Source organism: uncultured Paracoccus sp. (genome assembly GCF_947496875.1).
In the GTDB taxonomy this organism is placed as follows: Bacteria; Pseudomonadota; Alphaproteobacteria; order Rhodobacterales; family Rhodobacteraceae; genus Paracoccus.
The window spans coordinates 1-14,946 of sequence record NZ_CANMEH010000036.1; the positions used below are offsets into that span (position 1 = coordinate 1).

Sequence of the window (14,946 nt, forward strand, 5' to 3'; positions counted from 1 at the left end):
GACCATACACCTCGGTGACCACCCGGGATCACACCGTCGACGGCGCTGAAATTACACCACGTGCTCGGACACTACCCTGGAGAGGCACGCCGACTTCCTTCGGGACTTTCGTGGCGACACGATTCATCCCTCCACCATGGAGGTGATGCATGACCTCGGCATTCTTGCCGAGTTCCTGAAACTGCCGCACCAGCCTGTGCCCAGACTCTTCGCGCAGTTCGGACCGGAGCGGTTGCTGGTGGCCGATTTCTCGCGCCTGAGGGTCCATGCGCCATTCATTGCGATGATGCCGCAATGGGACTTCCTCAATTTCCTTGCAGAGAAAGCGAAGGCATTGCCCGGCTTCCGCCTGATTATGCAGACCGAAGCCCGTGAGTTGCTGAGGCAGCGGGGACGGATCACCGGCGTCGCTGCGCAAACCGTCGACGGTGCTCTGGAGATCAGCGCACCCTTGACGGTGGCCGCCGACGGCCGGTCGTCGCGCATGCGGGAAGTGGCTGGCTTGAGGGTGCGCGACCTCGGCGCCCCGATCGATGTGCTCTGGTTCCGGCTGTCGCGCAGATCGTCCGACACCGATGAAACACAGGGCCGGTTCGAAGCGGGCCAGATCCTCATCACGCTGAACCGCGGCGCTTACTGGCAATGCGCCTATGCCGTGCCGAAAGGCGGCTTTGATGACAAGAAAGCGGCTGGCATCGCCACATTCCGGGATGAACTCTCGAGAATGCTGCCCTTCGGGTCCGAGCGCGCGGAGGAGTTGAACAGCTGGGAGCAGATCAAGCTTCTGAGCGTTCAAGTGAACCGCCTCGAAACATGGTGGCGCGCCGGCCTTCTCTGCATCGGCGATGCCGCTCATGCGATGTCGCCGGTGGGCGGGGTGGGGGTAAACCTTGCCGTGCAGGACGCCGTCGCGGCCGCCAACATCCTGGCCCGTCCGCTGCTCCAGAACAAGTTGGCCGATCGTCATCTGAAAGCCGTGCAGCACCGCCGCGAGCGGCCCACATGGGCAACCCAGCGACTTCAGGTCCTGATCCAGCACAGGGTCCTGCTGAACGTCCTTCGCAGTGGATCTGCTTTCCGGGCGCCGCTTGCCCTGCGGATAATCACAGCCGTTCCGCTCCTGCGGGACATCCCTGGACGGATCGTAGGTATGGGGCTGCGCCCGGAGCGGCCGAGGTTTGATGCCTGGCGTTGAAGGCTGCCGGGGCGTTCCAGGTCGCCGGCCGTGCGAAGGTCATTGCCGTGCAGGGAGCCTCGTCGCTACCAGATTTAGCGGAGGCACAGGCCGAACCGCCCGCTGCGCGCAGCAAGGCCGCGCTTCTTCGCACGCCGCCGCCGTGCTCGGCTGGCCGTGCCTTGGTTGCCAGCGCCCTTGCCGCTTGAGCCCTGTGCGACCAACTCTCTGTGCCCTCCCGCCAATCACTAGTACATGCTTGCGGTGCGATGCATCGCCTTGCTGTCGGATGCCCTCTCGGCAGCTCGCGCGGCTCGAAAGCGGGAGAGTTTCGTTATCGCGTCGCCGCTCGGCCTCGCGACGCCGCGTACCTCCATTTCCCACAATATGTTTTGCCGCGTGCTTACTCGTTCGCCAAATTGCTCAGCAGATCGGCACGGCGAGCGAAGCCTCGCGAGTTTCAGCAGATTTAGCCGGAACATGGCTGGCTGCTCCGAGCCCCTCGGTAAAGTTGGGGCATGTTTGACTACACCCCACTACAACGTAGCACCGGCAAGGCTTGCATCGCCATCGAGCGTGGCCGGATCGCCGCGTTGCGACAATCCGGCTCGGCCAAGGTCCTGCTGCCGCGCACGCATTCGGGCGTTCCGGAAATCGTCTTTCTCAACACCTCTGGCGGACTGACGAGCGGCGATCGGCTGGATTATTCTTTGAGGCTCGGCGCCGGGATGAGTGCACGGGGGACGACGCAGACTGCCGAACGCGCCTATCGCGCCGAGGGCAGGCCTGCCGAGGCCAGCGTGACGCTGGAACTGGGGGCAGGAGCCGCGCTCGACTGGCTGCCACAGGAAACGATCCTGTTCGAGGGCGCGGCGTTGCAGCGCGAGACCCGGGTCGAGATGGCAGGGGGCGCCCGCTACCTCGGGATCGAGACAGTGGTGTTGGGCCGCGCCGCGATGGGAGAGACGGTCGCACGGCTGGTCTTCAATGACAGGCGGACGATCCGGTTGAATGGCAGGCTGCTGCTGGTGGACCCGTTCCAGCTGACCGATGCCTCCGTGGCGCGCGCGGGCGGCGGCGCGCTGCTACGTGGCGCCCGGGCGGTGGCCACGCTGATCCTTGTCGGGCGCGACGCCGAGGCTGCGCTTCCGGCTCTCCGCACCGAACTGACCGAACCGGGGGTGGACGGAGCGGCCTCGGCCCTGGAGGGGCGACTCTTGTTGCGCTGCCTCGCGCCAGATGCCTGGCCACTGCGGCGGCAGATGCTGCGGCTTATCGAGCGTCTGAGCCCCGGCGCAACCCCAAGATGCTGGCAGAACTAGAGGGCGCACATGTATCTTACCCCCCGAGAAAGAGACAAGCTGTTGGTTTCGGTCGCCGCGATGGTCGCGCGGGGGCGGCGCGCTCGCGGCGTCAAGCTGAACCACCCCGAGGCAGTGGCGCTGATTTCCGATTTCGTCGTCGAGGGCGCGCGTGACGGTCGCAGCGTGGCGGACCTGATGGAGGCCGGTGGGCAGGTTATCCGCGCCGAAGACTGCATGGAGGGCATCCCCGCCATGATCGAGACCGTGCAGGTCGAGGCAACTTTTCCGGACGGGACCAAGCTGGTCACCGTCCATCACCCGATCAGATAGGAGATATCGATGAAGCGGTTGCTTCCTCTCACGCTGTTTCTCACGTTGCCCGGGGCCGCTCTGGCGCATGCAGGCTTTGACCCCGGCAGTTTCGGCAGCGGCTTCGCGCATCCCCTGGGCGGCGCCGACCACGTGCTGGCGATGGTGGCCCTGGGACTGCTGGCCGCGCAGGCGGGCGGGCGGGCGCTCTGGCTTCTGCCTGCCGCCTTCGTCGCCGCGATGCTGGCGGGCGGCGCCGCGGGATGGTCCGGCATGCCATTCGGAGCGGTCGAGCCGGTGATCCTTGCCTCGATGATCGTGCTGGGCGCTCTGGTGGCGATGGCGGCGCGCCTGCCGCTGGACGCGATGGCCGCGATGGCGGCAGCCTTCGGCTTTGCGCATGGCTGGGCACATGGGGCGGAAGGACCGGCGCAGGGGCTGCCGTCCCATGGCCTGGGGTTTGCGGTGGCGACGGCGCTGCTGCATGGTGCGGGCATCCTGACCGGGCGCGCCGCCGCGGGGCCCGTGCCGAGGGCGGCAGGCGGGATGACGGCCTTCTGGGGCCTCGCGCTCGTCGTGTGGGGCTGAGATGATCCCCGGAGAGATCATCCCCGGTCCGGGCCCGATCACCCTGAACGAAGGCCGCCCCGCCATCACCCTGATGGTCGCGAATACCGGTGACCGCCCGGTACAGGTGGGCAGCCACTACCACTTCGCTGAAACCAACTCGGGCCTCGACTTCGACCGCGGATCCGCGCGGGGGATGCGCCTCGACATCCCGGCGGGCACCGCCGCCCGCTTCGAGCCGGGGCAGCGGCGCGAGGTGCGGCTGGTCCCCTTCGCGGGCGCCCGCGCGGTCTGGGGCTTCAACGGCCAGGTCATGGGGGCGCTCGATGCCGGTTGAGATGTCGCGCGCGGCCTATGCCGACATGTTCGGGCCCACCACGGGCGACCGGGTGCGACTGGGCGATACCGCGCTGGTCATCGAGGTCGAGCGCGACCTGACGATCCACGGCGAGGAGGTGAAGTTCGGGGGCGGCAAGGTCATCCGCGACGGCATGGGCCAATCGCAACTGACCCGCGCCGAGGGCGCAATGGACACGGTCATCACCAATGCGCTGATCCTCGACTGGACGGGCATCACCAAGGCCGATGTCGGCCTGCGAGACGGCCGCATCGCCGCTATCGGCAAGGCGGGCAATCCTGACGTGCAGCCCGGCGTCAGCATCGTCATCGGCCCGGGGACCGAGATCATCGCGGGCGAGGGCCGGATCCTGACCGCGGGCGGCATCGACTGCCACATCCACTTCATCTGCCCGCAGCAGGTGGACGACGCGCTGCATTCCGGCGTCACCACCATGATCGGCGGCGGGACCGGACCGGCGCACGGGACGCTGGCCACCACCTGCACGCCCGGCCCCTGGCACATCCGCCGGATGCTGGAGGCCGCCGACAGCCTGCCCGTGAACATCGGGCTGGCAGGCAAAGGCAACGCGTCGCGGCCCGAGGCGCTGGTGGAGCAGGTCCGCGCCGGGGCTTGCTGCCTCAAGCTGCACGAGGACTGGGGCACCACGCCCGCCGCCATCGACTGCTGCCTGACCGTGGCCGAGGCCGAGGATGTGCAGGTGATGATCCACACCGACACGCTGAACGAATCCGGCTTCGTGGAAAACACGCTGGCCGCCATCGGCGGCCGCACCATCCACGCCTACCACACCGAGGGCGCGGGCGGCGGCCATGCGCCCGACATCATCCGCGTGGTCGGCTCGCAGAACGTGATCCCGTCGTCCACCAACCCCACGCGGCCCTATACGCGCAACACCATCGAGGAACATCTCGACATGCTGATGGTGTGCCACCACCTGGACCGGTCCATCCCCGAGGACGTGGCCTTTGCCGAAAGCCGCATCCGGCGGGAAACCATCGCCGCCGAGGACATCCTGCACGACCTTGGCGCCTTCAGCATCATCTCGTCGGACAGCCAGGCGATGGGCCGGGTGGGCGAGGTCATCACGCGCGCCTGGCAGACCGCCCACAAGATGCGGGTGCAGCGCGGGCGGCTGGAGGGCGAGACGGGCGAGAACGACAACCTGCGCGCCCGCCGCTACATTGCCAAATACACGATCAACCCGGCGGTCGCGCATGGCATCTCGGCCCATGTCGGCAGCGTCGAGGCGGGCAAGCGCGCCGACCTGGTGCTCTGGCACCCCGCCTTCTTCGGCGCCAAGCCCGAGATGGTGCTGGTCGGCGGCCAGATCGCCATGGCGCAGATGGGCGATCCGAACGCCTCCATCCCGACGCCGCAGCCAATGTATTCGCGTCCGATGTTCGGGGCTCTGGGTCGGGCGCGGCACGCGGCCTCGGTCAGCTTCGTGAGCCGCGCGGGACTGGAGGCGGGCTGCTGCGAGGGCCTGGGCAAGCAGGCGGTCGCCGTCGCGGGCACGCGCGGCATCGGCAAGGCGGACATGCGGCTGAACGATGCGACGCCCGTGATCGAGGTCGATCCCGAGACCTACGAGGTCCGCGCGGATGGCCAGATTCTGACCTGCGAGCCCGCGACCGAACTGCCGCTCGCCCAGCGCTATTTCCTGTTCTGAGGTGTCTGATGGACATGCCCGCACACCCTGATCTCGGCACTGCTGATGCGGTCCTGGTGCCCGGCCACGGGCGGCCCGTCGCGGGTCGCGTGGTGCTGGACTACGAGGCGCGCTGCCTGCGCCGCAAGCGGCTGGACACGGCCGAGGGCGCCACCTTCATGGTGGACCTGCCGCAGACGGTCAGCCTTGCGCCCGGCGCGGGTTTCGCGCTGGCGGACGGCCGCGCCGTCGAGGTGGTCGAGGCGCGCGAACCCGTCCTGCGAATCCAGGGGGACCTGCCCGTGCTCGCCTGGCACATCGGCAACCGCCACTGCCCGTGCGAAATCGCGGCCGACCACCTCGTGATCCGCGCCGATCCGGTGCTGGAGGCGATGCTGCTGCAACTCGGCGCCAGGGTGACGCGCAGCCTCGCGCCCTTCCGGCCGCTGGGCGGGGCCTATGGGCACGGGCGGACCTTTGGACACAACCACTGACATCGCCACCGAAAGCGGCGCCCTGCTGCTGGTGCAGCTTCTGTCCCCGGCCTTTCCGACCGGAGCCTTCGCCTATGCGCAGGGGCTGGAATGGGCGATGGACAGCGACGCCGTGCATGGCGCGGCCTCGCTGGCCGAATGGCTGCGCGATGTGCTGGAACATGGCAGCGGCTGGTCCGACGCGGTGCTTCTGTCGCTCGCGCTGCGGCCGGGGGCTGATCACGCGGACCTGGACGACCTCGCCCGGGCGCTGTGCCTGACGGCCGAGCGGCTGACCGAGACGCTGGAACAGGGCGCCGCCTTCGCGCGGACCGCCACGGCCCTGACCGGGACCGTGGCCAGTCCCGCGGCGCTGCCTGTCGCGGTGGGGCGGGCCTGTGTGCCGCTTGGGCAACCCAGGGAACGGGTCATCGGGCTTTACCTGCATGGGCAGGCGCTGAACCTCGTTCAGGCGGCGGTGCGCTTCCTGCCGCTGGGACAGACCGAGGGACAGCGGGTTCTGGCGGACCTGTCGCCGGTAATCCTGCAGCTGGCGGCACGGGCGGCCCATGCCACCGAGGCCGATCTGGGCGGCTGCGCCATCGGCGCCGACATCGCGCAGGCACGACACGAAACCATGCAGACGAGGATCTTCAGGACATGAGCAACGGCCCCCTTCGCGTCGGCATCGGCGGCCCCGTGGGCGCGGGCAAGACCACCCTGACGGAAAAGCTGGCGGCCGCGCTCGGCCCGGGCCTGTCCATGGCCGTCGTCACCAACGACATCTACACCCGCGAGGACGCCGAGGCGCTGATGCGCGCGCAGGTGCTGCCGTCCGAGCGCATCCGGGGCGTCGAGACCGGCGGCTGCCCCCATACCGCCATCCGCGAGGATGCGAGCATCAATCTGGCCGCCATCGCCGAGCTGAACGTGGCCTTTCCCGACCTCGACCTGATCCTGATCGAATCCGGGGGCGACAACCTCGCGGCCACCTTCTCGCCGGAACTGGCCGACCTGACGATCTATGTCATCGACACGGCGGCCGGGCAGGACATCCCTCGCAAGAAGGGGCCGGGACTCGCCCGGTCGGACCTGCTGGTGGTGAACAAGACCGACCTCGCACCCCACGTCGGCGTCGATGCGGTGCTGCTGGAGGCGGATGCGCGTGCCGCGCGCGGCACCCGGCCGGTGGTCATGGCCGCGCTGCGACAGGGCAGGGGCGTGGGCGAGGTGGTCGCGTTCATCCTGCGCGAAGGCGGCCTGACGCTTCGCCCGTAAGCGGCGCGCCCAATCTGCGGGCAGCGGCCGATGCAGGTGGCGCGGTTTTCGCCAGACGCGGCCTGTCACGGGTTAAACCCGCGTCCTGGCATTGCCGCACTCCCGCGCCGCTGATTTTCTGTAGATGCGAACGGCACGAAGGGCCGGGAGTGTGCGGCAGCCAGCGTCTGGACAACAAGGGCCGCCGCACGTTTGCAACGATGTTGCCGCACGAGCCTATCACCGCCCCCGCCTGCGGGGAAGCGGCCGGGTGACTGCGGCCCTGACTGGGGAACGGAAGATGAGGGCAAGGACGATCCTTTGCAGCGCGGGCCTGACGCTCGCGCTGACGGGCGCGGCATGGGCGCAGCAGGACACGATCAAGATCGGCGTGCTGCATTCGCTGTCCGGCACGATGGCGATCTCGGAAACCACGCTCAAGGACACCGTGCTGATGCTGGTGGACCAGCAGAACGCAAAGGGCGGCGTGCTGGGCAAGAAGATCGAGGCCGTGGTCGTCGATCCCGCCTCGGACTGGCCGCTGTTCGCCGAAAAGGCGCGCGAGCTGATCTCGGTCCAGGGGGTGGACGCGATCTTTGGATGCTGGACCTCCGTCAGCCGCAAGTCGGTCCTGCCGGTGGTCGAGGAGCTGAACGGCTTGCTGTTCTACCCGGTGCAGTACGAGGGTGAGGAGTCCAGCAAGAACGTCATCTACACCGGCGCCGCGCCGAACCAGCAGGCGATCCCGGCGGTGGACTACATGATGGAGGAACTGGGCGTCGAGAAATGGGCGCTGCTCGGGACGGACTATGTCTATCCGCGCACGACGAACACGATCCTTGAGGCATATCTGAACGAAAAGAACGTGGCCACGGGCGACATCTTCGTCAACTACACGCCCTTCGGTCATTCGGACTGGTCCAAGATCGTGGCGGACGTGACGGCGCTCGGCACCGACGGCAAGAAGGTCGGCGTCGTCTCGACCATCAACGGCGACGCCAACGTGGGCTTCTACAAGGAACTCGCGGCAGCCGGCATCTCGGCCGACGACATCCCGGTCATGGCCTTCTCGGTCGGCGAGGAGGAGTTGTCAGGCCTGGATACCGCGAACCTCGTCGGGCATCTGGCCGCTTGGAACTACTTCCAGACTGCCGAGTCGCCCGCCAACGAGGCCTTCGTCACGGAATGGAAGGCCCGGATGGGCGAGGACCGCGTGACCAATGACCCGATGGAGGCCACGATGCTGGGCTTTAACCTGTGGGTCCAAGCGGTCGAGAAGGCGGGGTCCACCGACACCGACGCGGTGCTGGCGGCCATCGCCGGACTGAAAGTGCCGAACCTGACCGGCGGCACGGCCAAGGTTCTGCCGAACCATCACCTGACCAAGCCCGTGCTGATCGGCGAGATCCGCGAGGACGGCCAGTTCGACATCGTCAGCGAGACCGAGCCGGTGCCCGGCGACGCCTGGACCGACCACCTGGCCGCCTCGGCCGTGCTGGAGGCCGACTGGCCCGGCAAGGACTGCGGGATGTGGAACACGCAGACAAACAGCTGCGTGCAGAAGCAGTCGAACTACTGACCTTACCGGGGCGGCGATGCCGCCCCTCCTTCCGGCCGAGGGATCATGCGCCATCTTCTTCTGACGCTGCTGATGCTGCTGGCTCCGCCAGCCTTCGCCCAGGACCTCGCATCGGTCCTGCAAACCCACCGCGACCAGATCGAGAAGCCGTCGCGCCGGACCATCGCGCCGGTGATCGAGGCGCTGGCGGGCGCGGGTCCGCAGGCCGGCCCGGTGCTGGAAGCATGGGCCGACCGCCGGCTGGGCCTTTCGGGCGAACGCTTCGTGATCGTGGAGGGCGACCGCGCCACCGATGCGGTAACCGGCACCCCGGTGCTGGAGGAGGCCCGGTTGCTGAAGCCGAACTCGGGCGTGCGCGGCCTGATCGGCGCGGCGCTGGTGCAGTTTCAGCTGGCCGATTCCGATCCCGCCCGCCGCGCCGCCGCGCTGGATGCCATCGCGCGCGCGCCGGACGACACCCACCTTGCCGCGCTGCGTGCCGCCGGGGATGAACCCGATCCGACGCTCGCCGCTCGCAGGGCACGGCTGGAACGGCTGCTGACCATCCGCTTCGACCGCGACCCGCAGGCCCGCATCGCCGCCATCGACACGTTCTCCGACGACACCGGCGCTGACCTGCAGGCAGTGCTGAACCCGCTTCTGGCGACCACCCGCATCGTCGCCCCGAAGTTTCCTGAGGGTGCCAATGTCGCGGCGGACCTGACCCCCGGCGAATACATGCCCGAGGACGAGGCCTATCGCCTGCTGGTCGATGCCGGCCTTGCCCCGGCGCGGCTTGCGCCGGAGGCGCAGAAGCTGGCGCTGGCGGCCCATGTCGTGAATGGCGCGGTCGGTGGCGTCCCCGTCGCGGAGCTTTCACGTCCGGACCGCCGCGACGCCGCTTATGATGCGCTCGCCGCCGCCGGGCTGGTCCCGCCCGCCGCCACCGCGGCGCAGGTCGAGCGCGCCGTTTCAGCCCACCGCTTCGCCGACATCTATACCGAGCCCGACTCGGGGGTTACCGACGCCGCCCGGGGCGCGCTAAGGGCCATGGCCCTGCGGCAAGGCGTCATGCAGGCCGCCGACCTGACACTGGACGCGCTGTCGCTGGCGTCGATCTATTTCCTCGCGGCCATCGGCCTTGCAATCACCTTCGGCGTCATGGGCGTCATCAACATGGCGCATGGCGAGTTCATCATGATGGGCGCCTATACCGGCTATGTCGTCCAGACACTGATCGGCGGGCGCACCCTGTCGCTGGTCGTGGCGCTGCCCTCGGCGTTCGCCGTCACCTTCCTGGCGGGCGTGGTCCTGTACCGACTGGTGATCCGCCACCTCGCCAGCCGCCCGCTCGAAACGCTGTTGGCGACCTTCGGCGTGTCCATCGCCCTGCAGCAGATCGCCAAGAACATCTTCGGCACGCAGGCCCGTCCGCTGACCGCGCCCGCCTGGCTGGAGGGCTCGGTGGGCTGGGGCGAGATCGTCTCGATCTCGACCATCCGCATCGCCATCTTCGGGCTGGCGCTGCTGTTCCTTTGCCTGTTCCTGTGGATCATGAACCGCAGCCGGCTGGGGCTGGAGGTCCGCGCGGTGACCCAGAACCCCGGCATGGCGGCCAGCATGGGAATCAACCCCGACCGCATCGCCATGCTGACCTTCGGGCTGGGCTCGGGCATCGCCGGGATTGCCGGCGTCGCCATCGGGCTGTTCGCCAAGGTCACGTCGGAACTGGGCAGCGACTATATCGTGCAAAGTTTCATGACCGTGGTCGTGGGCGGCGTCGGCAATATTTGGGGCACGCTCGCGGGCGCCGCGCTGATTGGTTTCCTGCAGAAGGGCATCGAGGTCATGAACCCGGCCAACACCCTGGCCGCGCAAACCTGGATGATTCTGCTCATCATCATCTTCATCCAGTTCCGGCCCCGCGGCATCATGCCGACCCGCGGCCGCGCGGCGGAGGCCTGACCCATGCTGATCCGCAAGCATCCTTCCGTCCTGGTCTTCCTGTCCCTGCTGGCGATCTTTACCGTGGCCGTCACGCTGATGTCCGAGGCCTACGGCTCGGGCGTGATAGCGACGTCGACCGTCAAGACTCTGGGCAAGACGCTGTGCCTCGCGCTTGCGGCCGTGGCGATGGACCTCGTCTGGGGCTACGCGGGGATCCTGTCGCTGGGCCACATGGCGTTCTTCGCCCTTGGCGGCTACATGATCGGGATGTGGCTGATGTACGCCCGCACGGGCGAGATCGTCGCGGCCACGCTGGCCACCGCCCCTATCCCGCCTACGCCCGAGGAGCTGCAGCAGGGCATCACCGGCCAGATCTTCGGCGTCGTGGGCTCGGCCGACCTGCCGCTGACGTGGACCTTTGCGGGCAGCCTGCCCATGCAACTGCTGCTGGTGCTGGCCGTACCCGGACTGCTGGCCTTCCTGTTCGGCTGGCTGGCGTTTCGCAGCCGCGTGAACGGCGTCTACCTGTCCATCCTCACGCAGGCGATGACCCTGGCGCTGTCGCTGTGGCTGTTCCAGAACGACAACGGCTTTCGCGGCAACAACGGGCTGTCGGGGCTGCAGAACATCCCCGGCCTGGCGGAGGTACCGCAGGCGGTGATCTCGATCTGGTTCCTGTGGGCCTCGGCGCTGCTGATGGCGGGTGGCTACCTGCTCGCCACCTGGCTGACCGCCGGCAAGTTCGGCAGCGTCATCCGCGCGATCCGCGACGACGAGACACGGGTGCGCTTTCTCGGCTATCCGGTCGAGGCCTACAAGCTGACCGTCTTCACCATCAGCGCCATGATCTGCGCGGCGGCGGGGGCGCTCTATTATCCGCAGGCGGGGATCATCAATCCGGCGGAGCTTGCGCCCATCGCTTCGGTCTACCTGGCGGTCTGGGTTGCCATCGGCGGCCGGGGGCGGCTTTACGGCGCGGTCATCGGCGCAATCGTCGTCTCGCTGCTGTCCAGCTGGTTCACCGGCGGCCGGGCGCCGGCGCTGGACCTCGGCTTTGCCAGGATCGAGTGGGTGGACTGGTGGCAGGTGCTGCTGGGCTTCGGCTTCGTCGCCGTCACGCTGTTCGCGCCGCGCGGGCTGTCCTCGCTGATCGACGTGGTGGCCCGGCTGCGGCCGCCGCGGCGGATGGGGACCGACCTCGGCCCCGATTTCAGCGCGCTGCGCGAAAGGGAGGCCGAGGCATGACCGCGCTTCTGGAAGTATCCGGTGTCACCAAGTCCTTCGACGGGTTCAAGGCGATCAACGACCTGTCCTTCAACATCGGTCCGGCGGAGTTGCGCGCCGTGATCGGGCCGAACGGGGCGGGCAAGACGACCTTCATGGACATCGTTACCGGCAAGACCCGGCCTGACAGGGGACAGGTGCTGTGGGGCGAACGCTCGGTCTCGCTGCTGAAGATGTCCGAGGCGCAGATCGCCCGCGCCGGCATTGGCCGCAAGTTCCAGCGGCCCACCGTGTTCGAGGACCAGACGGTGGCCGACAATCTGACCATGGCGCTGAAGGCCCCGCGCGGCCCCTTCGCCGTGCTGCGCTGGAAGCCCTCGGCCAAAAGCGCCAATCGCGTGACGGCACTGGCCGGAGAGGTCGGCCTTGCCGATCGACTGGCCCGCAAGGCGGGCGAGCTGAGCCACGGCCAGAAGCAGTGGCTGGAGATCGGGATGCTGCTGGCCTCGGCCCCGCGCCTGCTGCTGGTGGACGAGCCCGCCGCCGGAATGACGCTGGCCGAACGCGAGCAGACCACGACCCTGCTGCGGCGGCTGGCCGAGACGCGGGCCGTCGTGGTGGTCGAACATGACATGGACTTCGTGCGGCGGCTGAACTGCAAGGTGACAGTGCTGCACCAGGGCGCGGTTCTGGCCGAGGGATCGCTGGACCATGTGTCGGCCAATCCGGAAGTGATCGACGTGTATCTGGGGCGCTGAGATGATCGAGGCCGAGAACATCACCCTGCACTACGGCGGCTCGCAGATCCTTCACGGCGTGTCGCTGAGCGCCCCGGCCGGCGAGGTCGCCTGCGTCATGGGCAACAACGGCGCGGGCAAGACCTCGCTGATAAGCGTGCTGGCCGGGCGCCACCCGCGTTCGGGCGGCGAGTTGCGGCTAATGGGCGAACGGATTGGCCGCGTCACCGCGCAGGAGATGGCGCGGCGTGGCGTGGCCTACGTCCCCCAAGGCCGCGCGATCTTTCCGATGCTGACGGTGCGCGAGAACCTGCAGACCGGCCTCGCCTGCCTGCCGCGCGCCGTACGCCGAATCCCTGACGAGATCTACGACAGCTTCCCGGTGCTGGCCGAGATGGCCCACCGCCGGGGCGGAGACCTGTCGGGCGGCCAGCAGCAACAGCTCGCGATCGCCCGCGCGCTGGTGATCCGCCCGCGCGTGTTGCTCATGGACGAGCCGACCGAGGGCATCCAGCCCAATATCATCGCCCAGATCGGTCGCGTGATCGCCGACCTGCGCGATGCGGGCGAGATGGCGATCGTGCTGGTCGAGCAATATTTCGACTTTGCCTGGAACCTCGGGGATCGCTTCGCCCTGATGGAGCGCGGACAGGTCGTGCTGGAAGGCGAACGCCGCAGTCTCGCCCGCGACGATCTGCACCGACGGTTGGCCAGTATAGCCGGGGTTTGAGCGAGCTGCCCAGCCACGTAGCGGTGGATGGTTACTGGTCGACAGGTCAAGTTCGAAATCGAACCATATTGCAGCACCAGCAGCCAAGGCCAGGAAGCCTAGGGGCACCAGGCGAGCAGATCCCGACTTGGAAGCTTACGGCTTGCGCGGTCGGCGCCGGCGTCTCTTTTCGTACGCCAAGACATTCCCGTGTGATCTGACCGCTCGCCGATGGTGAGCCGCTCGAGGCCCGCTTCGGGCCCAGACGGCAAAGAGAAGAACCGAGACAACTGCCAGAGCAGCCCCCAGAGTTTCGCGGGACAAGTTCAGGAGACCGTCATACAACTCAGAGAGGAGATCCATCGCTCCTAGTCATCGCAGGGATGATCCTACATCGCAACTCTGATCCAGGTGAGGCAGCGACAGGGTGGTTGGCGTCAAGGGCAAGCAGACGGACCACCGGGGTGAATGTACTCGGTACAGCCGAGCACGGCTTCGGGTTTTCTCGATTGTGCACCCGCAGCGGTCGACTATCACGCGCTGTATGAGTGATCTTTCCATCCCCTTCCTTCTTGCCGCCACAATGACCTTCTTCGCGGCCGGCGCGGTCAAGGGTGTCACGGGCATGGGCCTGCCAACGGTCGCAATGGGCGTGCTTGGCGCACTCGTCTCGCCGCTGGCGGCCGCGAGCCTCCTGATCGTGCCTTCTCTCGTCACCAACATCTGGCAGCTGCTGGCCGGCCGGGCCTTCAGGCCGCTTGTGCGCAGGTTGTGGCCGATGATGCTGGCGATCTGTGCGGGCACGATGCTGGGTTCGCGATGGCTGGCCGGAGGCGACAGCGGTGCAACGACTACGGCGCTTGGGATCGCGCTCGTGGTCTATGCTGGCTACACGCTGTTCGCGCGGCAGCTTCGCGTTCCTCCCAGAGACGAGCCGTGGCTGTCGCCCCTGATCGGCGCAGTGACTGGCATCGTGACCGGCGGCACTGGCGTCTTCGTTTTCCCGGCAGTGCCTTACCTGCAGGCGCTTGGACTGTCGCGGGACGATCTGGTGCAGGCGCTGGGGCTGTCGTTCACTGTCTCGACTGTTGCCTTGGCCGCCGGGCTGGGCGCGCGTGGTGCCTTTGCCCCCGAGACGATGGGTCTGTCAGTTCTGGCCCTTGCTCCCGCCTTGGCCGGAATGTGGGCGGGACAGCGACTTCGCGACCGGATCAGTCCCGCAACCTTCCGACGCGTGTTCCTCTCGTTTCTGCTTCTCCTGGGCGCACAGATGGCCCTGTGGCCGCTTCTCTAGCTCGAAAAGCGGCCTCGGGCTCGTCCCAGCGAAAAGGGATGAACTGATGATCCAAATGCCAACGGCCTCGGCACAAACGGTCCTCATTCCATTCGGGGCCGGATATGTCCAGCGTGCCCGCAGGCGCGGGGATCGCGTCTCTCCGGATTAACCTCGATGTCGGCGAGTGCCGCTTCGGTGTGACCAGCGTTACGCTTGGCCGCTGCCGGTCGCGCGCTATAGGGACTCGCACCTGCGCAGATCGGCATCACGTCCTGCAGCAGACCCTTGGCGATCATGCACGGCGACCACCTAGGCGCCACACACCTGGGTAGTGTCCGAGCACGTGGTGTAATTTCAGCGCCGTCGACGGTGTGATCCCGGGTGGTCACCGAGGTGTATGGT

15 protein-coding genes are annotated in these 14,946 nt (G+C 67.8%); all 15 read left to right on the forward strand.

What is annotated here, in order from left to right:
* Window positions 1-76 precede the first annotated feature (76 nt).
* The 15 genes from Q0938_RS18155 (at window position 77) to Q0938_RS18225 (ending at window position 14,562) form a co-directional block, all read left to right on the forward strand.
* Window positions 77-1,195: an FAD-dependent oxidoreductase gene (locus Q0938_RS18155; RefSeq protein ID WP_299365385.1), complete on the forward strand. Its 1,119-nt coding sequence runs from the start codon at window positions 77-79 to the stop codon at window positions 1,193-1,195.
* A gap of 497 nt (window positions 1,196-1,692) precedes the next feature.
* Entirely contained in the window at window positions 1,693-2,496 is an 804-nt protein-coding gene (locus tag Q0938_RS18160) for an urease accessory protein UreD (RefSeq protein WP_299365359.1), read from the forward strand.
* 9 nt (window positions 2,497-2,505) lie between these two features.
* Window positions 2,506-2,808 carry an urease subunit gamma gene (locus Q0938_RS18165; RefSeq protein ID WP_299365361.1) on the forward strand — a complete coding sequence of 101 codons (303 nt, stop codon included), beginning with the start codon at window positions 2,506-2,508 and terminating at the stop codon, window positions 2,806-2,808.
* 9 nt (window positions 2,809-2,817) lie between these two features.
* On the forward strand, window positions 2,818-3,375 hold the full coding sequence (locus Q0938_RS18170; protein WP_299365363.1) for a HupE/UreJ family protein: 558 nt from the start codon (window positions 2,818-2,820) through the stop codon (window positions 3,373-3,375).
* A 1-nt stretch (window position 3,376) separates the two neighbouring features.
* Window positions 3,377-3,691: an urease subunit beta gene (locus Q0938_RS18175; protein ID WP_299365365.1), complete on the forward strand. Its 315-nt coding sequence runs from the start codon at window positions 3,377-3,379 to the stop codon at window positions 3,689-3,691.
* Complete coding sequence (gene ureC / locus Q0938_RS18180) at window positions 3,681-5,384, forward strand: urease subunit alpha (protein ID WP_299365367.1); 1,704 nt, start codon at window positions 3,681-3,683, stop codon at window positions 5,382-5,384. The genes Q0938_RS18175 and ureC overlap by 11 nt, the downstream gene beginning before the upstream one ends.
* A 14-nt stretch (window positions 5,385-5,398) precedes the next feature.
* Window positions 5,399-5,857 carry an urease accessory protein UreE gene (locus tag Q0938_RS18185; RefSeq protein WP_299365387.1) on the forward strand — a complete coding sequence of 153 codons (459 nt, stop codon included), beginning with the start codon at window positions 5,399-5,401 and terminating at the stop codon, window positions 5,855-5,857.
* Entirely contained in the window at window positions 5,841-6,500 is a 660-nt protein-coding gene (locus Q0938_RS18190; RefSeq protein WP_299365369.1) for an urease accessory UreF family protein, read from the forward strand. The genes Q0938_RS18185 and Q0938_RS18190 overlap by 17 nt, the downstream gene beginning before the upstream one ends.
* Window positions 6,497-7,114 carry an urease accessory protein UreG gene (gene ureG / locus Q0938_RS18195; RefSeq protein ID WP_299365371.1) on the forward strand — a complete coding sequence of 206 codons (618 nt, stop codon included), beginning with the start codon at window positions 6,497-6,499 and terminating at the stop codon, window positions 7,112-7,114. The genes Q0938_RS18190 and ureG overlap by 4 nt, the downstream gene beginning before the upstream one ends.
* A gap of 280 nt (window positions 7,115-7,394) precedes the next feature.
* Window positions 7,395-8,672: an urea ABC transporter substrate-binding protein gene (gene urtA / locus Q0938_RS18200; protein WP_299365373.1), complete on the forward strand. Its 1,278-nt coding sequence runs from the start codon at window positions 7,395-7,397 to the stop codon at window positions 8,670-8,672.
* Window positions 8,673-8,717: 45 nt separating this feature from the next.
* Entirely contained in the window at window positions 8,718-10,616 is a 1,899-nt protein-coding gene (urtB, locus tag Q0938_RS18205; RefSeq protein WP_299365375.1) for an urea ABC transporter permease subunit UrtB, read from the forward strand.
* A 3-nt stretch (window positions 10,617-10,619) separates the two neighbouring features.
* Entirely contained in the window at window positions 10,620-11,843 is a 1,224-nt protein-coding gene (urtC, locus tag Q0938_RS18210; protein WP_299365377.1) for an urea ABC transporter permease subunit UrtC, read from the forward strand.
* Window positions 11,840-12,580 (forward strand): urea ABC transporter ATP-binding protein UrtD, encoded by a 741-nt coding sequence (gene urtD / locus Q0938_RS18215; protein WP_299365379.1) that lies wholly within the window; start codon window positions 11,840-11,842, stop codon window positions 12,578-12,580. The genes urtC and urtD overlap by 4 nt, the downstream gene beginning before the upstream one ends.
* Window position 12,581: 1 nt before the next feature.
* Window positions 12,582-13,289, forward strand: coding sequence for an urea ABC transporter ATP-binding subunit UrtE (gene urtE / locus Q0938_RS18220; protein WP_299365381.1), 708 nt, complete (start codon window positions 12,582-12,584; stop codon window positions 13,287-13,289).
* Between the two features lie 523 nt (window positions 13,290-13,812).
* Complete coding sequence (locus Q0938_RS18225; RefSeq protein WP_299365383.1) at window positions 13,813-14,562, forward strand: sulfite exporter TauE/SafE family protein; 750 nt, start codon at window positions 13,813-13,815, stop codon at window positions 14,560-14,562.
* Window positions 14,563-14,946: the final 384 nt, after the last annotated feature.

Excerpts from the sequence above, each read along its gene's own strand:
- Q0938_RS18160 (WP_299365359.1), top strand. The coding sequence starts at position 1,693 with ATGTTTGACTACACCCCACTACAACGTAGCACCGGCAAGGCTTGCATC.
- Q0938_RS18175 (WP_299365365.1), top strand. The coding sequence starts at position 3,377 with ATGATCCCCGGAGAGATCATCCCCGGTCCGGGCCCGATCACCCTGAAC.
- ureC (WP_299365367.1), top strand. The coding sequence starts at position 3,681 with ATGCCGGTTGAGATGTCGCGCGCGGCCTATGCCGACATGTTCGGGCCC.
- urtD (WP_299365379.1), top strand. The coding sequence starts at position 11,840 with ATGACCGCGCTTCTGGAAGTATCCGGTGTCACCAAGTCCTTCGACGGG.
- urtC (WP_299365377.1), top strand. The coding sequence starts at position 10,620 with ATGCTGATCCGCAAGCATCCTTCCGTCCTGGTCTTCCTGTCCCTGCTG.
- urtA (WP_299365373.1), top strand. The coding sequence starts at position 7,395 with ATGAGGGCAAGGACGATCCTTTGCAGCGCGGGCCTGACGCTCGCGCTG.
- urtE (WP_299365381.1), top strand. The coding sequence starts at position 12,582 with ATGATCGAGGCCGAGAACATCACCCTGCACTACGGCGGCTCGCAGATC.
- Q0938_RS18185 (WP_299365387.1), top strand. The coding sequence starts at position 5,399 with ATGCCCGCACACCCTGATCTCGGCACTGCTGATGCGGTCCTGGTGCCC.
- Q0938_RS18165 (WP_299365361.1), top strand. The coding sequence starts at position 2,506 with ATGTATCTTACCCCCCGAGAAAGAGACAAGCTGTTGGTTTCGGTCGCC.
- urtB (WP_299365375.1), top strand. The coding sequence starts at position 8,718 with ATGCGCCATCTTCTTCTGACGCTGCTGATGCTGCTGGCTCCGCCAGCC.
- Q0938_RS18170 (WP_299365363.1), top strand. The coding sequence starts at position 2,818 with ATGAAGCGGTTGCTTCCTCTCACGCTGTTTCTCACGTTGCCCGGGGCC.
- ureG (WP_299365371.1), top strand. The coding sequence starts at position 6,497 with ATGAGCAACGGCCCCCTTCGCGTCGGCATCGGCGGCCCCGTGGGCGCG.
- Q0938_RS18225 (WP_299365383.1), top strand. The coding sequence starts at position 13,813 with ATGAGTGATCTTTCCATCCCCTTCCTTCTTGCCGCCACAATGACCTTC.